The following is a 17408-nucleotide window of genomic DNA, read 5'->3' on the forward strand; positions in this document are numbered from 1 at the left end:
CACAGCAAAGCATAACCAATAATCATTTTTAAACTAACGAATTATGTATCAAAAATTGAAATTCAGAGGTCCTCTGTATTCCATGCTATTGCCTAAAAGTTTGTTTCTTGTTATAGGGATCGGCTCCTCATCCTTATTATTTAAAGCACATGCTTCGGCTAGTCCTTCCCTATTAAACGTCAACACATTCCAACAAGATAGTGTGATGTGGTTAGAAGGACGTGTATTTAACGAAAGTACGCAGCAGCCTATTGCTGGCGTTACAGTCGCACTTGCTAACGGTAAACAGGTGGGAAACACCGATGAAACAGGGCGATTTAAAGTTCAGGTTCCACGATCGGCGACCTTACAATTCTCTTTTGTAGGTTTTAAAAAACTTACTTTTAAACCTGCAGGAGAAAAAGAAAATCGTATTTTCTTGCATCCCGATCAGGAGGATTTGGATGAGGTTGTTGTCGTGGGATATGGAACGCAGCGCAAATCGGATTTAACAGGTGCTGTTGGGTCGGTTAAGGAGGAAGCCCTGCGCGAAAGGCCTGCGGCATCGCTTAACCAAGCCTTAGCAGGTAGGGTAACGGGGGTGAATGTCTCTACCAACTCGGGAAGACCTGGCGGAAATACCAATGTACGCATCCGTGGAAATACATCCATTAGCGTGACCAACAACCCGTTGTATGTGGTTGATGGGGTGATCTTAAATGTAAGCAGTTTGGCCAATGGATCTACACCTATAGATTATCTTAATGCGAATGATATCGCTTCTCTGGAGGTGTTAAAGGATGCCTCTGCGACGGCAATTTATGGTGCCAGGGGTGCCAATGGGGTGATTCTTATCAGCACCAAGAAAGGTACCGGACTGGGGCCAAGGCTTACTTACGACAATGACTTAAATGTGGGCGTATTGCCAAAGAAGTTAAAGTTGTTAAATGCTGCTCAATTTTTAGCTATCGAAGATCTTCAATATATGAATGCCGAAAAATTTGACCCCGATGGTTGGGCGGCAGGAAAATACCAGGACCCTAAGTTAAAGAGAACAAATCCGTTGTTGTTCGATGGAAATGGAAAGCCTTTGTATGATACGGATTGGCAGGATGAAACTTACCAAAAAGCATTTAGTCAAAACCATCAGCTGTCGATAACGGGTGGCAATGATAAGGATACGTATGGTGCTTTTATGGGGTATCGCCATGATAATGGCTTAATTCGGGAATCGCGCCTAAAGCGTTACTCTGGACGCGTATATTTCGATAGTCAGCTGAGGGATTGGTGGAAAATCGGGGCTTCCATAAGTTATAACGATCAGCGCGAGAATCAAGTCGACGATTTAGGACATGGGGGTATTACGGTTATGCGACAGATTATTGAGGCTTTGCCGATTATTCCGGTGCGCTACCCGGATGGAAAATGGGCTGGCAATGCGAACTACCCTGGTATGGAGGGGGGGAATAACCCGCTACAGTTGTTATCCGACAGGTTGTTTCATTTAAACACACAGACCGTTTTAGGAAACTTTTATTCTACAATTCGTCTTGCCAAGGGTTTGGAGTTGCGTACAGTTGTGGGCGCGAATGTGATTAATCAACGCACGGACTCTTATTCGGGAAGGGAGCTTATCTGGATTTCTGCCGATGCTAAAGGTGTGGCATCTATTAATAGCAATAAAAATGAATCGTATCAGTTTGAAAATTACCTGACGTATACGAATCGTTTCCAGGATCACAGTGTCAACGCGATGCTGGGCTTGTCGACGCAGTATGTTAAAAACTTTAATTTTAATGCTTCTACGCAGAATTTTGCGGATGATTTCTTTACCTACAATAACCTTGGTGTCGGTGCTACTCCTCGCCCACCGGGGTCTACGACAAATGCGTATGGATTAAACTCGTATTTCAGTAGAATTAATTATGGCTACATGGATCGTTACCTCGTAACTTTTACAGGTCGTGTGGACGGATCGTCGAAATTTGGTGCCGCCAACCGTTATGCGTTTTTCCCTAGTGCTGCCGTTGCATGGAAAGCCTCGGAAGAGACTTTTATAAAGGATCTTGCTGTCTTTTCAAACTTGAAACTGCGCTCTAGTATTGGGTATACCGGTAACTCGGAGATTGCCGCTTATCAGGCTTTAGCGGGCTTGGGCAACTATTCCGCGATATTTGACCGCCAACGGGTTAGTGGTATTGGCTTGCAGCGGTTGGCTAATCCGGATTTAAAATGGGAAAAAACGGAACAGATGGATATTGGCTTGGAGATGGGCTTTTTTGGCAACCGGTTGGTTGTGGAAGCGGATATCTACCGCAAACGTACCCGCGATATGTTACTTGGTGCTCCCGTTCCGGCGACATCGGGTTTTACCAGTATGATACAAAATATTGGCAGCATGGAAAATAAGGGCTTGGAGTTAACTTTCCATACGCAGAATATTAAAAAAGAAAATTTCTCTTGGAATACAAGCTTCAATATTTCCTTAAATAAAAATAAGGTGCTGGCGCTGGGTGCTGCCAACGACGATATTTTTCCAGGCCCGAGTGTGCTGGCGCAGACGAACGTAATTCGTGTGGGTGAGCCTGTGGGTTCTTTTTATGGCTATGAACGCCTTGGCACCTGGCAGGAGCATGAGGCCGCAGAGGCGTCGCGCTACAACAAAAAACCTGGCGATCTCAAGCTTAAAGATGTGAACGGCGACGGACAAATTAATGATCGCGATCGGGTAATCTTAGGTAAAGGTATTCCGGATGGTTTTGGAACTTTAATAAATACTTTTAAGTATAAAAATATAGATTTCGCCTTCGAAATTCAGTATAGCTATGGCAATGATGTTTTGGATATTTCTAAACACTCGGCCGAAGATAGACAAGGGCAGGCAAACAGTTATGCCACGGTCTTGGATGCATGGACACCGACAAATCAGGCAACAGCTATTGCGCAGGTACGCCCTGTATCCGCTGGTTATACCACCAATATTGATAGTCACTTTGTGGAAGATGGCTCCTTTATACGGGGTAGAAATCTTCTTGTAGGGTATAATTTCACGGATGCGAAGACAAAAGCTGTAGGACTTAAAAGCTTGCGGGTATTTGCTTCTGTGCAGAACTTCTTTTTACTGACGAAATATTCGGGTTATGATCCGGAGGTCTCCAACTTTAACCAGACCTTCGCGCAGGGTATTACCGTATTTGGATACCCGAAACCGCGAACATTTATGTTCGGCATTAATGCTTCCTTTTAATTTATAATTACAAAAGACATGAAAATATGCACTTTTAATACCTATATATTGCTCTTTTTAACTTTAGGTCTAACGGGTTGTAAGGGCTTTCTCGATGAGTCGGACTTATCAAATTTTACACAGGATAATTACTTCACAAAACCTGAACATGCTGAATCTGTCGTTAATGCAATATACGAGGACTTACGCCCCACGACTTCGGGTTTCAATTTTGGGGGCTCGCCGTTCTTGATGTTGGAATTCCCTACGGGATTGGCCGGAACGGAGGTTGGACAGAATGTAGATAACAATTTTTTGCGCACCTTAACAAACAACTCCGATAACCTTTATGGCGAAATCTGGTGGGTAAATTCGTATAGGGGTATCGGTAATGCTAACCTTGCTATTGCCCGTATTCCAAATATCCCGATGAATGCTGTACGTAAGCAGGAATTACTGGCTGAAGCACACTTCCTGAGGGCTTTTTATTATTATCAGCTGCTGCGCTTATTTGGTGACATACCGCTTATAAAGGAACCCATAGATGCTGGTTCAGCAAACTTGTACCCACAGCGTAATACCGTTGAGGAGGTGTACAATAGCATTGTCGAGGATCTAAAATTTGCTGAAAGTGCACCTCTACCTTTTCAAAGTACTTCTGGCCGAGCAACGGTAGGTGCAGCAAAATCATTATTGGCAAGTTGTTATCTTACCATGGCGGGTTATCCATTAAATAAGGGACTGCCCTATTTTAGCTTGGCTGCCGAAAAGGCCAAGGAGGTTATCTCGTCTGGAAAATACAGACTGTTCGATACGTATGATGAACTTAGGGATTTAAAAAATAAAAATTTAGGCGAGCATATTTTTATGACGCAATATGAGGCTGGGATCATTAATAATTCGATACAGGACTTGTTCTTACCCAATAACCGTAATATCTCTACATACTCCACCGAGAGTGGCGCTATTTTCGCACTTAAAGAGTTTATAGAGACCTATGCTAAGCAAGATAGGCGTATCCAAGAGCAGCAGTATTATTATACCCGATACACATCTCAGGAAGATCGTTCGGTGGTTTTAAACTTAAACAACAGTTATATCTTTAAATATTTTGATACTGAAGCGCATCTTAAAACTGCAATCAGTGGCATGAACTGGCCGCTGTTGCGCTATGCTGAGGTACTCTTAATATTTGCAGAGGCACAGAACGAGGTTAGCGGTCCGGGCAACGATATTTATCAGGCATTAAACATGATCCGAAAACGAGCGAACCTTCCGGAAATCCAGACTGGTAGCCAGGCAGACCTCCGGAAATTAATATGGCAAGAAAGGTACCATGAGCTGGCATTTGAAAATAAAACCTGGTTTGATATGGTTAGAACAAGAAAAGTTTATAACCTAACGACTAAAGAGTTCGATAATTTTGTAGGTCATAAATTTACCTATGGACCTATTCTAAAGGAGCGGGATTTGTTATTTCCTATACCTACACGAGAAATTACAAACAACAAAAAGCTCAGCCAAAATCCGGGTTACTAAATCACAAAACCATTAAAATAACCAAAAGGAACTCCCTGTATATGCAGGGCAGTTCCTTTTTTTGTGCAGAAGGAGAGTCTGATTAAATTCAGCCTCCCAAAAAAACTGCTTCCAAGTTTATCCTAAGCAAGAGTCTCTTTTTGTTTACCCAATTGCTTCTACACTGCTGCCCTTTAATATCGGTAAATTATGGCGGGTATTTTTACCGAATAAAAACCAGTTTTTACCGAGAATTTGTACCTACTAATCTATATGTCATTTCATAAAAGCGCCCTACAGCCTACTTTTGAATCAACAAATAACAATTAAACAGGACATATTAATCTATAAAAAAATGAAAACATTAATCTCTTTTATCGCAGCATTACTATACACCCTATCGGCAAATATTGTTAACGCAAAGGAAAGTCCGCTAAAATATAAGGACAATAAACATATTGTCGGTCATTATGTAGACGCCATTACCAAAGGGCAGGTTGAACATATCGATTACCTGTTCGAAAACAACTTTCAATTGGAAGTTTTTAACGCTGGTAGAGCCGATAAATTCAGCAAAGAACAGCTTTTAACATTCTTAAAATCGACGGAGGGTTTGAATTTATATTGCCATAGCAACTACACGATAATCGATGCCTCAAAAGATTATACCCTGGCTAAGGTAGAAATGAAATTCGATACCTTTACCCGGGTAGATTATGTAACGCTATTAAACAAGGAGGAGGGATGGAAAATAAATAAGGTGATAACTACCTATCCCTAACAGAAATCGAAATTTATACCTTAATTCAGGTAAAAAAATAAAGCGTCTGTTTTCGAACACAGACGCTTTATTTTTTTACCTTAGGTGGGCACGCAACATCCAAGCTGTTTTCTCATGCTTCTCTATTATACCGCTTAATAAATCAGAAGTTCCGCTATCGCCATGTTCCTCCACCTGATCAATATCGCCACGTATGGAAATAATAATGCTTTCAAAATCGTTCAGCAGATCTTTGATGTAGGTATTGCCATCATTCTTGCTGTTTTTGGTTTCGGAAAAACGGGTAAGCTCCAAATACTCTTTTAAGGTTCCGATGGCATAATGCCCAATTGTACGCACACGTTCAGCAACATCGTCGACAACGACAGCAAGCTCATTATAAATCGTTTCAAAAAACAAATGCAACTCATGAAATCCGGGCCCTTCAATATTCCAGTGTGCATTTCTAACTTTTTGATACAAAACACTTTCATCAGCCAACAATTTATTTAAGATAACAGCAATTTTCTCGGTGTCTTTTTCTTTAATTCCAATATTTGTTTTCATGATTCTTATGTATTTAATTAGTATTTACTTGCATTATTTAGGAGCGACAGACTAGTAGCATCTAAGCGCAGCTGTAAAGCTTCGACAAAAGCATGCAAATGGCCTTCCTTTGTGGCGCTAGCGATAGGTGCTGCAACCTCCTTGTGTGTCAGTAGCCATGCTAAAGCCACCGCAGCGGTAGAAACCTCATACTGTGATGATACCTGCTGCAAAGCCTCCAAAATTGCCTGTCCACGGCTATTCCAATATCTATTTTTTACATCTGCACCACGTGCTGACAGTTGGAAATCGTCCTCCGATTTATATTTTCCACTAAGAAAACCACTCGCCAAGGCGTAATACGGAATTACGGCGATTTGCTTTTCCAGCGTAATAGGCTGATAAAGGTTTTCATATTTGGCGCGGTCAAATAAATTATATTCCGGTTGCAGCGAGACATAGGGCGCCAAGGCCTTCTCTTGTGCGGTATCTAAACTCTCTACCAGCCTTTCGGGTGATATATTAGAAGCACCGATGTATCGCACCTTCCCTTCTTTCACTAAATCTTCAAAGGCACGCAATGTTTCCTCTACCGCTGTAACCTCATCATCATAATGCAGCTGATAGAGGTCAATATAATCGGTCTGTAACCTTTTTAAAGACAATACAACCTGCTCCTTAATATGCGCTGCCGTACTATTTGGTTTTCCATCTGTAGCCATGCGCCCCCCCGCTTTTGTCATTAACACCATCTTTTCTCGCCCTCCGTATCGTTGTATCCAGTTACCGATTATTGTCTCCGACTCTCCTCCGCTGTTACCCGGTACCCAATGGGAGTATGTATTAGCTGTATCGATGGCGTTAAAACCAAGATCAAAAAACCTATCCAGCATGCTGAAGGAGCTATTTTGATCCAGTGTCCAGCCAAATACATTGCCTCCAAAGATTAAAGGAACGATTTCCAAAGATGTCTGTCCGAACTTTATTTTTTCTTTCATAAACCTGTATCTACATTTGAATACTTACAAGTTACTCATCTTCGCTTTAAAATTGTAAAAACATAAACCATATTTCTGTCATTTAAGAACAATTAAAAACCTAAACTGTTTGATAGACAAATGGATTTTCTTAGTAGCTTTGCAGGCTATTTTTATTGATATCTATTATGTTTGGGAAAATACCGGCTTTACATGCATTTACAACAACGATAACCCGCATAGAGAAACCCGAACGGTTTACCTTCCCGTTTTTCTATACGCCACATCCACTGAGTTTAATTGCTGTAAAGGAGCTGCAGTGCTACCTTAACAACCAGCGTGATTTTGAGCATAACTTTGGTCTAGATCCCGAACAACCTGGCCTTGTTATCGGAAAAATGTTTGGCGTTTTGGTTGTTGAAGATGCTCAGGGGCAGTTGGGTTATTTGGCTGCTTTCTCTGGCAAACTGGCGGGCAGCAACCAACATCCTTATTTTGTGCCTCCCATTTTTGATATGTTAGACCCTGCAGGTTTTTTCCTTCAAGAGGAAGCTAGCATTAACCAGCTAAATCGCGAAATTGCCCAACTTGAGGCCGATCCTAAGCTGGCTTTACTTCAATCCGAAATTGAGGATACGAAGGCTCATAATCTTCAACTGTTGGCCGACAAACGACTGGCACACAAGCGAAATAAAGCCGAACGGAAGACGATACGTCAAACACAGGTAGCTATTTGTAATGCTACGGAGTACGCCGCGTTAACGGCTGATTTAATAAAACAAAGCTACCGCGACCAGCATGAGTATGATCTGCTAAAAAAAGATTGTACCCTAAAGTTAAATGCTATCGAACAGACCTTGCGCCACCTGGAAGCTGCCATTGCTGAAAAGAAGGACCTTCGAAAACAAAAATCTTCAAACCTTCAGCAAAAGCTTTTCGATCAATACCATTTTCTTAATGCTTTAGGTGCAAAGAAATCGGTTTTACAGATTTTTAATGATGCCATTCAGATGCTGCCTCCCGCCGGGGCTGGCGAATGTGCTGCCCCAAAACTTTTGCAGTATGCCTATAAAATGCAGCTTAAACCTGTTTCGATGGCCGAATTTTGGTGGGGTGCGCCGCCCGGATCGGAGGTTCGTAAGCATGGTTACTTCTACCCGGCATGCCGTGGAAAATGTGAGCCTATTTTAAATCATATGTTGCAAGGCTTATCGCTGGATCCAAACCCCTTTTTAGAAAATCCGGCGAAGGATAAAACCTTGGAAATCGTTTTTGAGGATGCCGATATTATTGTGGTGAACAAACCCGCAGAGTTTCTTTCCGTCCCGGGAATTAATATCCAAGATTCGGTGCAAAACCGTATCCTAGCACGTAACCCCGAAATAACCGGGCCCTTAATCATACATCGATTGGATATGTCTACTTCTGGATTATTGGTATTAGCGAAGCATAAAGAGGCGCATCAATTTATTCAAGATCAGTTTATTCAACATACGGTGCAAAAGAGGTATACCGCTTTGTTGGATGGTATTATCGACAAGGTATCGGGTTGTATAGACTTACCATTGCGTGTGGATTTGGAAGACCGACCTCGGCAGGTGGTCTGTTATACCCATGGCAAACCTGCACGTACGGCTTTTACGGTGGTGGCTGTAGAGGGTGATAAGACACGTATTCATTATTTCCCGCAAACTGGGCGTACGCACCAGCTTAGGGTTCATTCGGCACATGCTAAGGGCTTAAATACACCTATCGTTGGCGACGATTTGTATGGTATTAAAGCCGACCGCTTGCACTTGCATGCTGGATGTATTGCCTTTATACACCCAACAACCAAAGAACGTGTTTCTTTTGAGGTTAAGGACCCCTTTTAGACGACAATTTTTAGGGAAATAAAATCTGTTATGCATATTTACGAGGAAATAACCTATACGAAAACCGACTTCCATAGGCAGCCGCTGGAGTCTGCAACATATGAGGCTTGCCATTTTGAAGATTGTAACTTCGAGAACCTATCGTTTAAGAATAGTAGATTTTTGGACTGCACTTTTGTAAATTGTAATATCACCTTAACGAATCTGGAGAATACCATGCTCCAGGATTGTCGCTTTAAGGGCTGTAAAATGTTGGGGTTACAGTTTCACCACTGCAATACATTTAACATTGGTTTTTCTTTTGATACCTGTGTGCTGGATCACAGTTCTTTCCTGGGGTTAAATATTAAAAAAACTATATTTCGCACTTGTAGACTTCGCGAGGTAAGGTTCGAAAATAGCGATCTCTCAGCGGTTTCTTTTGACCATTGTGATTTATTTGGCGCTATTTTTTATGCTTGTAACTTGGAAAAAGCAGATTTCACAACGGCTTACGCCTACCATTTGGATCCGGAAAGGAATAAAATTAAAGGCGCTAAGTTTGCCATCTCGGGGCTTCCTGGTCTTTTACAGCAGTATAAAATTAACATCGTAGAATAGTTCTGAAACCCTATTTCCTAAATTAAGGTGACAGCCATGTAGTACGCGAATGCAGACAACAGCCTTTGAATCTGGTTTTGTAGGGCAAAAGACCTAGTCGGAATAATTTCTATTTACCAAGCCTTGTTTCTGCTGCCATGGCTAGCCTTGCTTAAACCCGTGCATGTTACCTTAACAACAACCATAAAGCCCTTTATGAAGCCAAACAAGTAAAGAAATAATTTTGTATTTTTACGCGACTTAATAAGGCAATATGCTGCTATTTTGTATCTATTAAAGCAACGTAAATGATGGAGGAAACAAACCATTCTGAAGAAAATAACTTAGAAAATAACCAACTTACAGACGCTGATGCCACCGGCAATACCATTGCCCTTTCGGGCTTGTATGAAAACTGGTTTCTGGATTACGCCTCTTATGTTATATTAGACCGTGCCGTTCCGCATATTAATGATGGGTTTAAACCTGTTCAACGTCGTATTCTCCATTCCCTCAAGGAAATGGACGATGGCAGGTATAATAAGGCGGCCAATGTTATCGGTAATACCATGAAATATCACCCCCATGGGGATGCTTCCATTGGTGATGCTATGGTACAAATTGGTCAAAAAGATTTGCTCATCGATTGCCAGGGTAACTGGGGGGACCCCGTAACGGGTGATGCTGCCGCAGCTCCACGTTATATCGAGGGTCGCTTGTCGAAGTTTGGTTTAGAGGTTGTTTTTAATGCCGATACTACAGTATGGCAATTAAGTTATGATGGCCGTAATAAAGAACCTGTTACTTTACCTGTAAAATTCCCTTTATTACTTACACAAGGGGCTGAAGGTATTGCGGTAGGCTTAGCGACCAAAATTATGCCGCACAACTTTGTGGAGCTTATCGATGGCTCTATACAGGTGTTAAAGGGTGAAAGACCCAATATTTTCCCCGACTTCCCTACAGGTGGTATTGCAGATGTTTCGAACTATAACGAAGGTCAGCGGGGTGGGAAGATCCGTGTGCGTGCAAAAATTGAAGAACGCGATAAAAAAACATTGGCTATTACCGAAATTCCTTTCGGTACCACCACAGGGGCATTGATCGAGAGTATTGTCTCGGCTAATGATAAGGGCAAGATAAAAATCAAAAAAATTGAAGATAATACGGCCAAAAATGTGGAGATTATCGTGCATCTTGCTCCAGGAATTTCTCCTGATGTCACCATTGATGCGCTTTATGCATTCACCTCCTGTGAGTCGTCGATTTCACCGAATACTTGTGTAATCAAAGACAACAAGCCGTACTTTATGAGTGTCAACGATATCCTTACGGAAAATACGTTAAATACAAAGGCCCTCCTTAAACAAGAGCTTGAAATCCGATTACATGAACTGCAGGAAAAGATATTCTTCAGTAGCTTGTTAAAGATTTTTATACAGGAGGGCATGTACAAACATCCTGATTATGAAGGTGCCGGCGACTTTGATACGGTGGTTAATGTGCTGAACACGCTATTCTCCCCTTTCTTTCCCGAGTTCTACCGCGAAATTCTTCCTGAAGATTACAAAAAACTTATCGATAAACCGATGAGTAGTATCACGCGTTTTGATGTTAAAAAAGCGGATGAACAAATGAAATCTTTAGCCGATGAAATTAAAGCGGTTAAAAAGAATCTTAAACATTTAGTCGATTTTACCATACAGTGGTTCGAGCACTTACGCAGTAAGTATGCAAAAGGCCGCGAACGTAAAACCGCTTTACGTGTATTCGATAAAGTGGAGGCTACGCAGGTGGCTTTAGCAAATGCAAAGCTGTACGTAAACCGCGAGGAGGGTTTTATTGGTACGGCGATGAAAAAAGACGAGTTTGTTAGCGAGTGTTCCGACATTGACGATATCATTGTCTTCCGCCAAAATGGGAAATACGCTGTGGTAAAGGTGCAGGATAAGGTCTTCGTGGGTAAGGATATTATTCATGTCGCCGTGTTTAAAAAAGGCGACGAACGAACTACCTATAATGCTATTTACCAGGATGGAACCAATGGTACGACTTATGTAAAGCGCTTTTCTGTAACGGGGGTTACACGCGATAAGGAATATGATATCAGCAAAGGTACCAAAGGATCTAAACTGCTGTACTTTACCGCTAACCCGAATGGTGAAGCCGAGGTTGTGCATGTACAATTGAAACCGCATACTAGCTTGCGTAAGCTTTCTTTTGATTTAAACTTAGCGGAAATTGCTATTAAAGGAAAAGCTTCCTTAGGGAATATTGTCTCTAAACATATCGTTAAGAAGGTAACGTTTAAAAATGCGGGTGTATCTACCTTGGCGGGCCGTAAAATATGGTTCGATGAGGTACTACGACGATTAAACGTGGATGAGCGTGGTACTTTCCTGGGCGAGTTTGATGGGGATGATAAGCTGCTTACTGTTTTTGACGACGGATCTTACGAATTATCGAATTTTGATTTGAATAATCACTTTGATGAAAAGATGATTCGTATAGAGAAGTTTATACCTACATGGGTGTATACGGCTGTGCATAAAGATGGTAAAACTGGGGCTTTTTATGTAAAACGTTTTGTTTTTGAGGATCTACAGCTGGGGAAACGGGTTTCCTTTATCAATGAAGAGGCGGGATCTCAACTTATTTTGTTAACCAACCACCCAAATGCTGTGGTAAATGTCTTACAGCTAAAAGGTAAATCTCAGGTAGAAGAATCTGTTGAGCAGCCCTTAAATGAATTGATTGATGTAAAGAAAATCAAGGCGCAAGGCAATAGGTTATCGTTTCATAATGTTCAACAAGTGACCGCACTAACGCAGGATATCGATTTGACAAAGCTGGATAGTATGGAATCTCCAACTTCGGGTGCTGCAGATGGAAACAGCACCGCAAGCGGCAACGATACTATTAAATTGGAAATAACAAACCCGCAGGATATTCAGACAGATGAGAAGGGGCAAACAGAATTGTTCTAAATCTATCAATAAGGATATGCCCTAAAATAAAAGCCGTAGGTGTTAAAAAACCTACGGCTTTTGTTGTATATTATCTTTTGCCTGTAGCAAAGAAAAGGTAAAATAGACACGATTAATAACTGCCAATCCAAGGTGGAAATGGCAGTTATACTGTTGTTTGTTTAAAAGGTAGATAGATATTTTGTTAATTTTGGCGCTATAACAGCAGCACAAAATGGATTATCCGGATTCCTGTTAAAATAATTGATATGGTAATCTTCGGCAGGCCAAAATACCTGCGCCGGTTCTACGGCGGTCACAATAGGGTCTTCAAAAGCTTGTAGCGCTTCCAGATCAGCTATTATCTTTTCGGTTGCCAACTTCTGTTCCGCATTATGGTAAAAAACTACCGATCTATATTGTGTACCTACATCCTCTCCTTGCCTGTTTAGCGTTGTAGGATTGTGGGTTTTAAAAAATATTCCCAATAATTTTTCAAAAGATATCTGCTCCGCATCGAAATCAATATCGATAACCTCTACATGCCCTGTAGCACCTGAACATACTTGTTCGTAACTTGGATTTTCACGCTTTCCGCCCATATATCCTGGCAGTACTTTACGTATGCCGGGGGTATTTAAAAAGATGATTTCGGTACACCAAAAACACCCACCACCAAATGTCGCTTTCATAACGCAAATATCTATAAAAAGATGCTAAGATAAATATAAAAATTTGTCAAATCTTTAACAAAAAATCAATATCAAAGTAATTTAATGAGAAATGAACTATAAATGTTACAAATTTACTTTACTTTAGCGTTTGTAAGTAGAATTATGAAAATTAGATTCGTAGCAATGCAACTCACTTAATTTTAAAGATAATATAGGCAAGCTATTGGGCGGGCAGCTGTTAATTTTAGGCTTAAATGGGTAGCCAACTACGTTGGATTTTTTTAACGCATCGTTTACTGGCATACATACCTCATTTTGGCCCTGCCGATGCATGTATGGCCATTAAAAATACAATAAATACTGATACTATAAACTAATGCACACTACCAGCTGGCAAACAAAAAAAATGGGTCGATTTACCCTGCGTTACAGACCATATACATTAGAAATGCGCCATGTATTTACTGTGGCATCCTTTAGCCGTACCACAACACCCATTATGTTGACCGAACTAAGCTACGATGGGCTAACGGGTTATGGGGAGGCGAGTATGCCGCCATATCTTGGGGAATCGCAGGCTACGGTTACGACATTTCTGGAGAAAGTAGATTTATCCAGGTTCACTTCACCTTTTGAAACGGCGGCTATTTTAACGTATATTGATGCATTAGACGACAAAAATACGGCGGCAAAAGCGGCAATAGATATAGCATTACATGATCTTTTAGGTAAGTTAATGCAACAGCCCTTTTATAAGATTTGGGGCCTCGACCCTCAGCATATTCCGCCTACGTCGTATACTATAGGAATAGATACGGAGGAGATGATCCGCAAGAAAGTGTCCGAAGCGGAGCAGTTCAAAATCTTAAAAGTAAAACTAGGCTTAGACACGGATAAGATGATTATCGATACGATACGCTCGGTAACGGATGTGCCGCTCTGTGCGGATGTAAACCAGGGCTGGAAAAATAAGGAGGAGGCCTTAGCCATGGCGCATTGGCTACAGGTACGTAATGTTGTATTTCTGGAACAGCCTATGCCTAAAGAGATGATCGACGAAAATGCCTGGTTAACCGAGCGTTCGCCAATACCAACAATTGCCGATGAAGCGTGCCAACGTTTACAGGATGTACCGCAATTGAAGGGCGTGTATTCGGGTATTAATATTAAACTGATGAAGTGTACAGGCATGCGCGAGGCTAAACAAATGGCCGAATTGGGGCGCTCATTAGGTATGAAGGTAATGCTGGGCTGTATGACCGAAACATCTTGTGCCATTTCCGCAGCCGCGCAACTGGCGCCCTTAGCAGATTGGGCAGATTTGGATGGTGCATTGCTCATCGCAAATGATCTGTACCGCGGCATGACGGTTGAAAATGGCTATTGTAAAATAACGGATGCGTATGGAATTGGTATCGACCTGATACACTAAGATCCTAAAATAGCTGGGCACCATACGGGGCTTACCTCCTAGTTTAGGATACGGTTATTACAGGCAATACAAATACAAGGTACAAAATCAATAGCCACGAGGCCTTCCCCTTCCACGTGGAAAGCCTCTTTATGCTTTACCATCAGTTTATTTAGCTTAAAAAAGTGTTTTTGCTATCCCGCCATCCAATGGAATCGCCGTACCCGTAAGATATGATGCATACTCCGACGCTATAAAGGCTGCCAGATAACCATATTCCTTAGGGTCGCCAAGACGTTTCATAGGCACCGATTGTTGCCTATTATCTTTCGCTGCGGCAAAGCTTATTTGCGCTGCATCAGCCTGTGCCTGTATCAAGCTATGTAAGCGATCGGTTTCAAAGTACCCGGTTAGGATACTATTTACCGTAATACCACAGGGGGCCACGGCGTTGGATAAGGACTTATACCAGGACAGCAATGCGGTACGCATGGTATTCGAAAGCACCAGATTGTCCTGAGGTTCTTTTACCGTCATCGACGATACATTGATGATACGGCCATAGCCTTGCTGCTGCATATAAGGCAACGCTAAATTTGTCATAAATACAGCACTTTGAAACAAGAGATCAAAAGCTTCTTTATAATCCAGCTCGTTTTTTGTAGTCACATCACCGGCTTTGGGTCCGTTGGTATTGGCGACTAAAATATCTATTGTATTCGATTCAAAATAAGCCTTTAACACCGATTTATGCTTTTCAAAGTCTGTAAAATCGGTAACCAGATACTGATGCTGCTGCCCTCTACTCACATCCAGCGTTTCCACTACGTTTGCTAATTTTTCCGCTGTCCGCGACAGCAGTGTAACATTCGCGCCACAGCGAGCCAAGGCTACCGCTATAGCTTTTCCAATACCGGAGGAACTACCTCCTACTAAGGCATTTTTACCTGTTAAATTAATTTCCATAAGAGCTTACTGTGCTATTAACACGGGTACGTTTACCGCATGTCTAAGTTTATTAACGGTTTCCCCAAAAATAATGTCTTTCAGCGCATGATGTCCATGCGACCCGACAATAAGTAGGTCGACCTCATATTTCTCAATCAGTTCTTTTATAGCTTCAATCCTATTATTGAACCCTAACTCATACAAAACTTCAAACCCCTGTCCTTGCAGGTATTCTACATACTGCAGGAGGCGCTCTTGATCTCTACGGCTTTCATAATCGTCGGTAGCCTCGCCGGTATATTTAACGGCGGCGCTTTCGACAACATGGGTAAGTACCAGTGTGCGGTTGTTACTGCCCAACTGTAGTGCCTGATTTATTACAGCTTCATCAGATTTTGAATAATCTAGTGCCAGTAATATACGCTGAAACTCCTGTGCCGGAGTAAAATTTAAATGCTCAAAAGAGGTATGTACATCCGCAGAAATGGGCTTCGCTTTGCGCTGGGAAATATACGGGTAGATTACCGTCATTACCAGCAGCAGCATAAGACCGATGCTGCCTGCCAATAAAAGCAAGGTAAGCCAGATATTATCAAACTCCTTAATCCAAGTTGTTACTTCCTCGTATACCAGCTGAAAGTTTAATACCGCAATTATAATAGCGATAAGCCAGGAGCATATTTTTAATACAGGCTTAATCGCAAACTCCCCCATTTTTTCCTTATCACTAACAAAGTGGATCAAAGGAATCACGGCAAAAGCTAGCTGCATACTCAATATCACCTGGCTGAAGATCAATAGCTCGCCAACCTTTTTATCGCCAAACCATAGTATCACCACGACGGCTGGAATTATCGCCAGCATACGGGTAATCATACGCCTTAATAGCGGACTAATACGCAGGCGCAAATATCCCTCCATAACAATTTGCCCGGCCAAAGTGCCGGTAACTGTAGAGCTTTGCCCCGCAAGAATAAGGGCTACAGCAAAGAGTTTTGATGCCCAATCTGTGCCAAGTGTGCTCCCCAAAAGGTGGTAAGCATCTTCAAGCTCAGCAACCTGGTGCATACCATTTTTATGAAACACCGACGCAGCCAAGATTAAGATCGCAGCATTAACAAAAAATGCCAAGTTTAATGCAATGGCACTATCCAAGAAATTATATTTTATAGCCTTTCGTATTGACTGCCGGTCGCGTGGTATTTTTCGCGTTTGCACCAATGCCGAATGGAGGTATAGATTATGTGGCATTACGGTAGCACCAATCATACCGATGGCAATGTATAATGCGGCACTGTTCGGAATACTAGGAATAAAACCTTTAGCAACCTCAGCAAGGTCTGGCTTGGCAAAAAACATTTCCACCAAAAAACATCCGCCAATCAGGGCTATTAGGCCTACGATAAACAGCTCCAATTTGCGCATGCCCAACTTTTGCAGGTATAACAACAGAAAAGTATCGGCAAAACTGATTAATACCCCCCAAAGCAAATCTATGCCGAACAACAGGTTTAAACCAATCGCCATACCTAAAATCTCGGCCAAATCGCAGGCTGCAATGGCAATCTCCGCCAAAAAATAAAGCACAAAATTCATGCGTTTAGGGTAAAGCTCCCGGTTGCACTGCGCCAAATCTTTGCCCCTAACGATACCTAAACGTGCACATAAACCTTGCAGCAACAATGCCATTAGATTACTCATTAACAGCACCCATAATAAGGTATACCCAAAAGCGCTCCCCCCTGCAAGATCTGTAGCCCAGTTTCCAGGATCCATATACCCTACAGATATCAGATATGCTGGTCCTAAAAAACTTAATAGCCTTTTAAATCTCGATTTTCCTCTATATACTTTTATACTTTCATGTACGTCCTCTAATGATTTATGCTGTTGGTCTGCTGCCATAATTTCTATTTAGTTCAATACGAGTTACAAAACTAGTTAAAAACC

At 41.8% G+C, this 17408-nt stretch carries 12 protein-coding genes; 7 read left to right on the forward strand and 5 right to left on the reverse strand.

From position 1 onward, the window contains the following. The first annotated feature begins 43 nt into the window (after positions 1-43). The 3 genes from ACL9RF_RS12515 (at position 44) to ACL9RF_RS12525 (ending at position 5504) form a co-directional block, all read left to right on the forward strand. Complete coding sequence (locus ACL9RF_RS12515) at positions 44-3226, forward strand: SusC/RagA family TonB-linked outer membrane protein (RefSeq protein ID WP_422800973.1); 3183 nt, start codon at positions 44-46, stop codon at positions 3224-3226. 18 nt (positions 3227-3244) lie between these two features. Next, positions 3245-4744, forward strand: coding sequence for a RagB/SusD family nutrient uptake outer membrane protein (locus ACL9RF_RS12520; protein ID WP_422800974.1), 1500 nt, complete (start codon positions 3245-3247; stop codon positions 4742-4744). 334 nt (positions 4745-5078) lie between these two features. Next, entirely contained in the window at positions 5079-5504 is a 426-nt protein-coding gene (locus tag ACL9RF_RS12525) for a nuclear transport factor 2 family protein (protein ID WP_422800975.1), read from the forward strand. Positions 5505-5579: 75 nt separating this feature from the next. Here the strand turns inward: ACL9RF_RS12525 and ACL9RF_RS12530 are convergent, their stop codons facing one another. Both ACL9RF_RS12530 and ACL9RF_RS12535 read right to left on the reverse strand, forming a co-directional pair. Next, the gene (locus ACL9RF_RS12530) at positions 5580-6050 is read right to left on the reverse strand and encodes a Dps family protein (protein WP_422800976.1); all 471 of its coding nucleotides are present in this window, start codon (positions 6048-6050) and stop codon (positions 5580-5582) included. A 17-nt stretch (positions 6051-6067) separates the two neighbouring features. Beyond that, on the reverse strand, positions 6068-7027 hold the full coding sequence (locus ACL9RF_RS12535; protein WP_422800977.1) for an aldo/keto reductase: 960 nt from the start codon (positions 7025-7027) through the stop codon (positions 6068-6070). Positions 7028-7194: 167 nt separating this feature from the next. Between ACL9RF_RS12535 and ACL9RF_RS12540 the strand changes: the two genes are divergently transcribed. The 3 genes from ACL9RF_RS12540 (at position 7195) to ACL9RF_RS12550 (ending at position 12446) form a co-directional block, all read left to right on the forward strand. Beyond that, positions 7195-8880: a pseudouridine synthase gene (locus ACL9RF_RS12540; RefSeq protein WP_422800978.1), complete on the forward strand. Its 1686-nt coding sequence runs from the start codon at positions 7195-7197 to the stop codon at positions 8878-8880. Positions 8881-8910: 30 nt separating this feature from the next. Further along, positions 8911-9480 (forward strand): pentapeptide repeat-containing protein, encoded by a 570-nt coding sequence (locus tag ACL9RF_RS12545; protein ID WP_422800979.1) that lies wholly within the window; start codon positions 8911-8913, stop codon positions 9478-9480. Positions 9481-9767: 287 nt separating this feature from the next. Continuing rightward, positions 9768-12446 (forward strand): DNA gyrase/topoisomerase IV subunit A, encoded by a 2679-nt coding sequence (locus ACL9RF_RS12550; protein ID WP_422800980.1) that lies wholly within the window; start codon positions 9768-9770, stop codon positions 12444-12446. 161 nt (positions 12447-12607) lie between these two features. Here ACL9RF_RS12550 and msrA read toward each other — a convergent pair whose 3' ends face one another. Further along, complete coding sequence (gene msrA, locus ACL9RF_RS12555) at positions 12608-13117, reverse strand: peptide-methionine (S)-S-oxide reductase MsrA (RefSeq protein ID WP_422800981.1); 510 nt, start codon at positions 13115-13117, stop codon at positions 12608-12610. Between the two features lie 430 nt (positions 13118-13547). On the opposite strand from msrA, the gene ACL9RF_RS12560 reads away from it, so the two are divergent. Further along, positions 13548-14531 (forward strand): dipeptide epimerase, encoded by a 984-nt coding sequence (locus ACL9RF_RS12560; RefSeq protein ID WP_422800982.1) that lies wholly within the window; start codon positions 13548-13550, stop codon positions 14529-14531. Between the two features lie 156 nt (positions 14532-14687). Here the strand turns inward: ACL9RF_RS12560 and ACL9RF_RS12565 are convergent, their stop codons facing one another. Continuing rightward, the gene (locus tag ACL9RF_RS12565) at positions 14688-15476 is read right to left on the reverse strand and encodes an SDR family oxidoreductase (protein ID WP_422800983.1); all 789 of its coding nucleotides are present in this window, start codon (positions 15474-15476) and stop codon (positions 14688-14690) included. A gap of 6 nt (positions 15477-15482) precedes the next feature. Continuing rightward, positions 15483-17363, reverse strand: coding sequence for an Nramp family divalent metal transporter (locus tag ACL9RF_RS12570; RefSeq protein WP_422800984.1), 1881 nt, complete (start codon positions 17361-17363; stop codon positions 15483-15485). Positions 17364-17408: the final 45 nt, after the last annotated feature.

It is taken from the genome of Sphingobacterium sp. Mn56C (assembly GCF_049319645.1).
GTDB lineage: Bacteria > Bacteroidota > Bacteroidia > Sphingobacteriales > Sphingobacteriaceae > Sphingobacterium.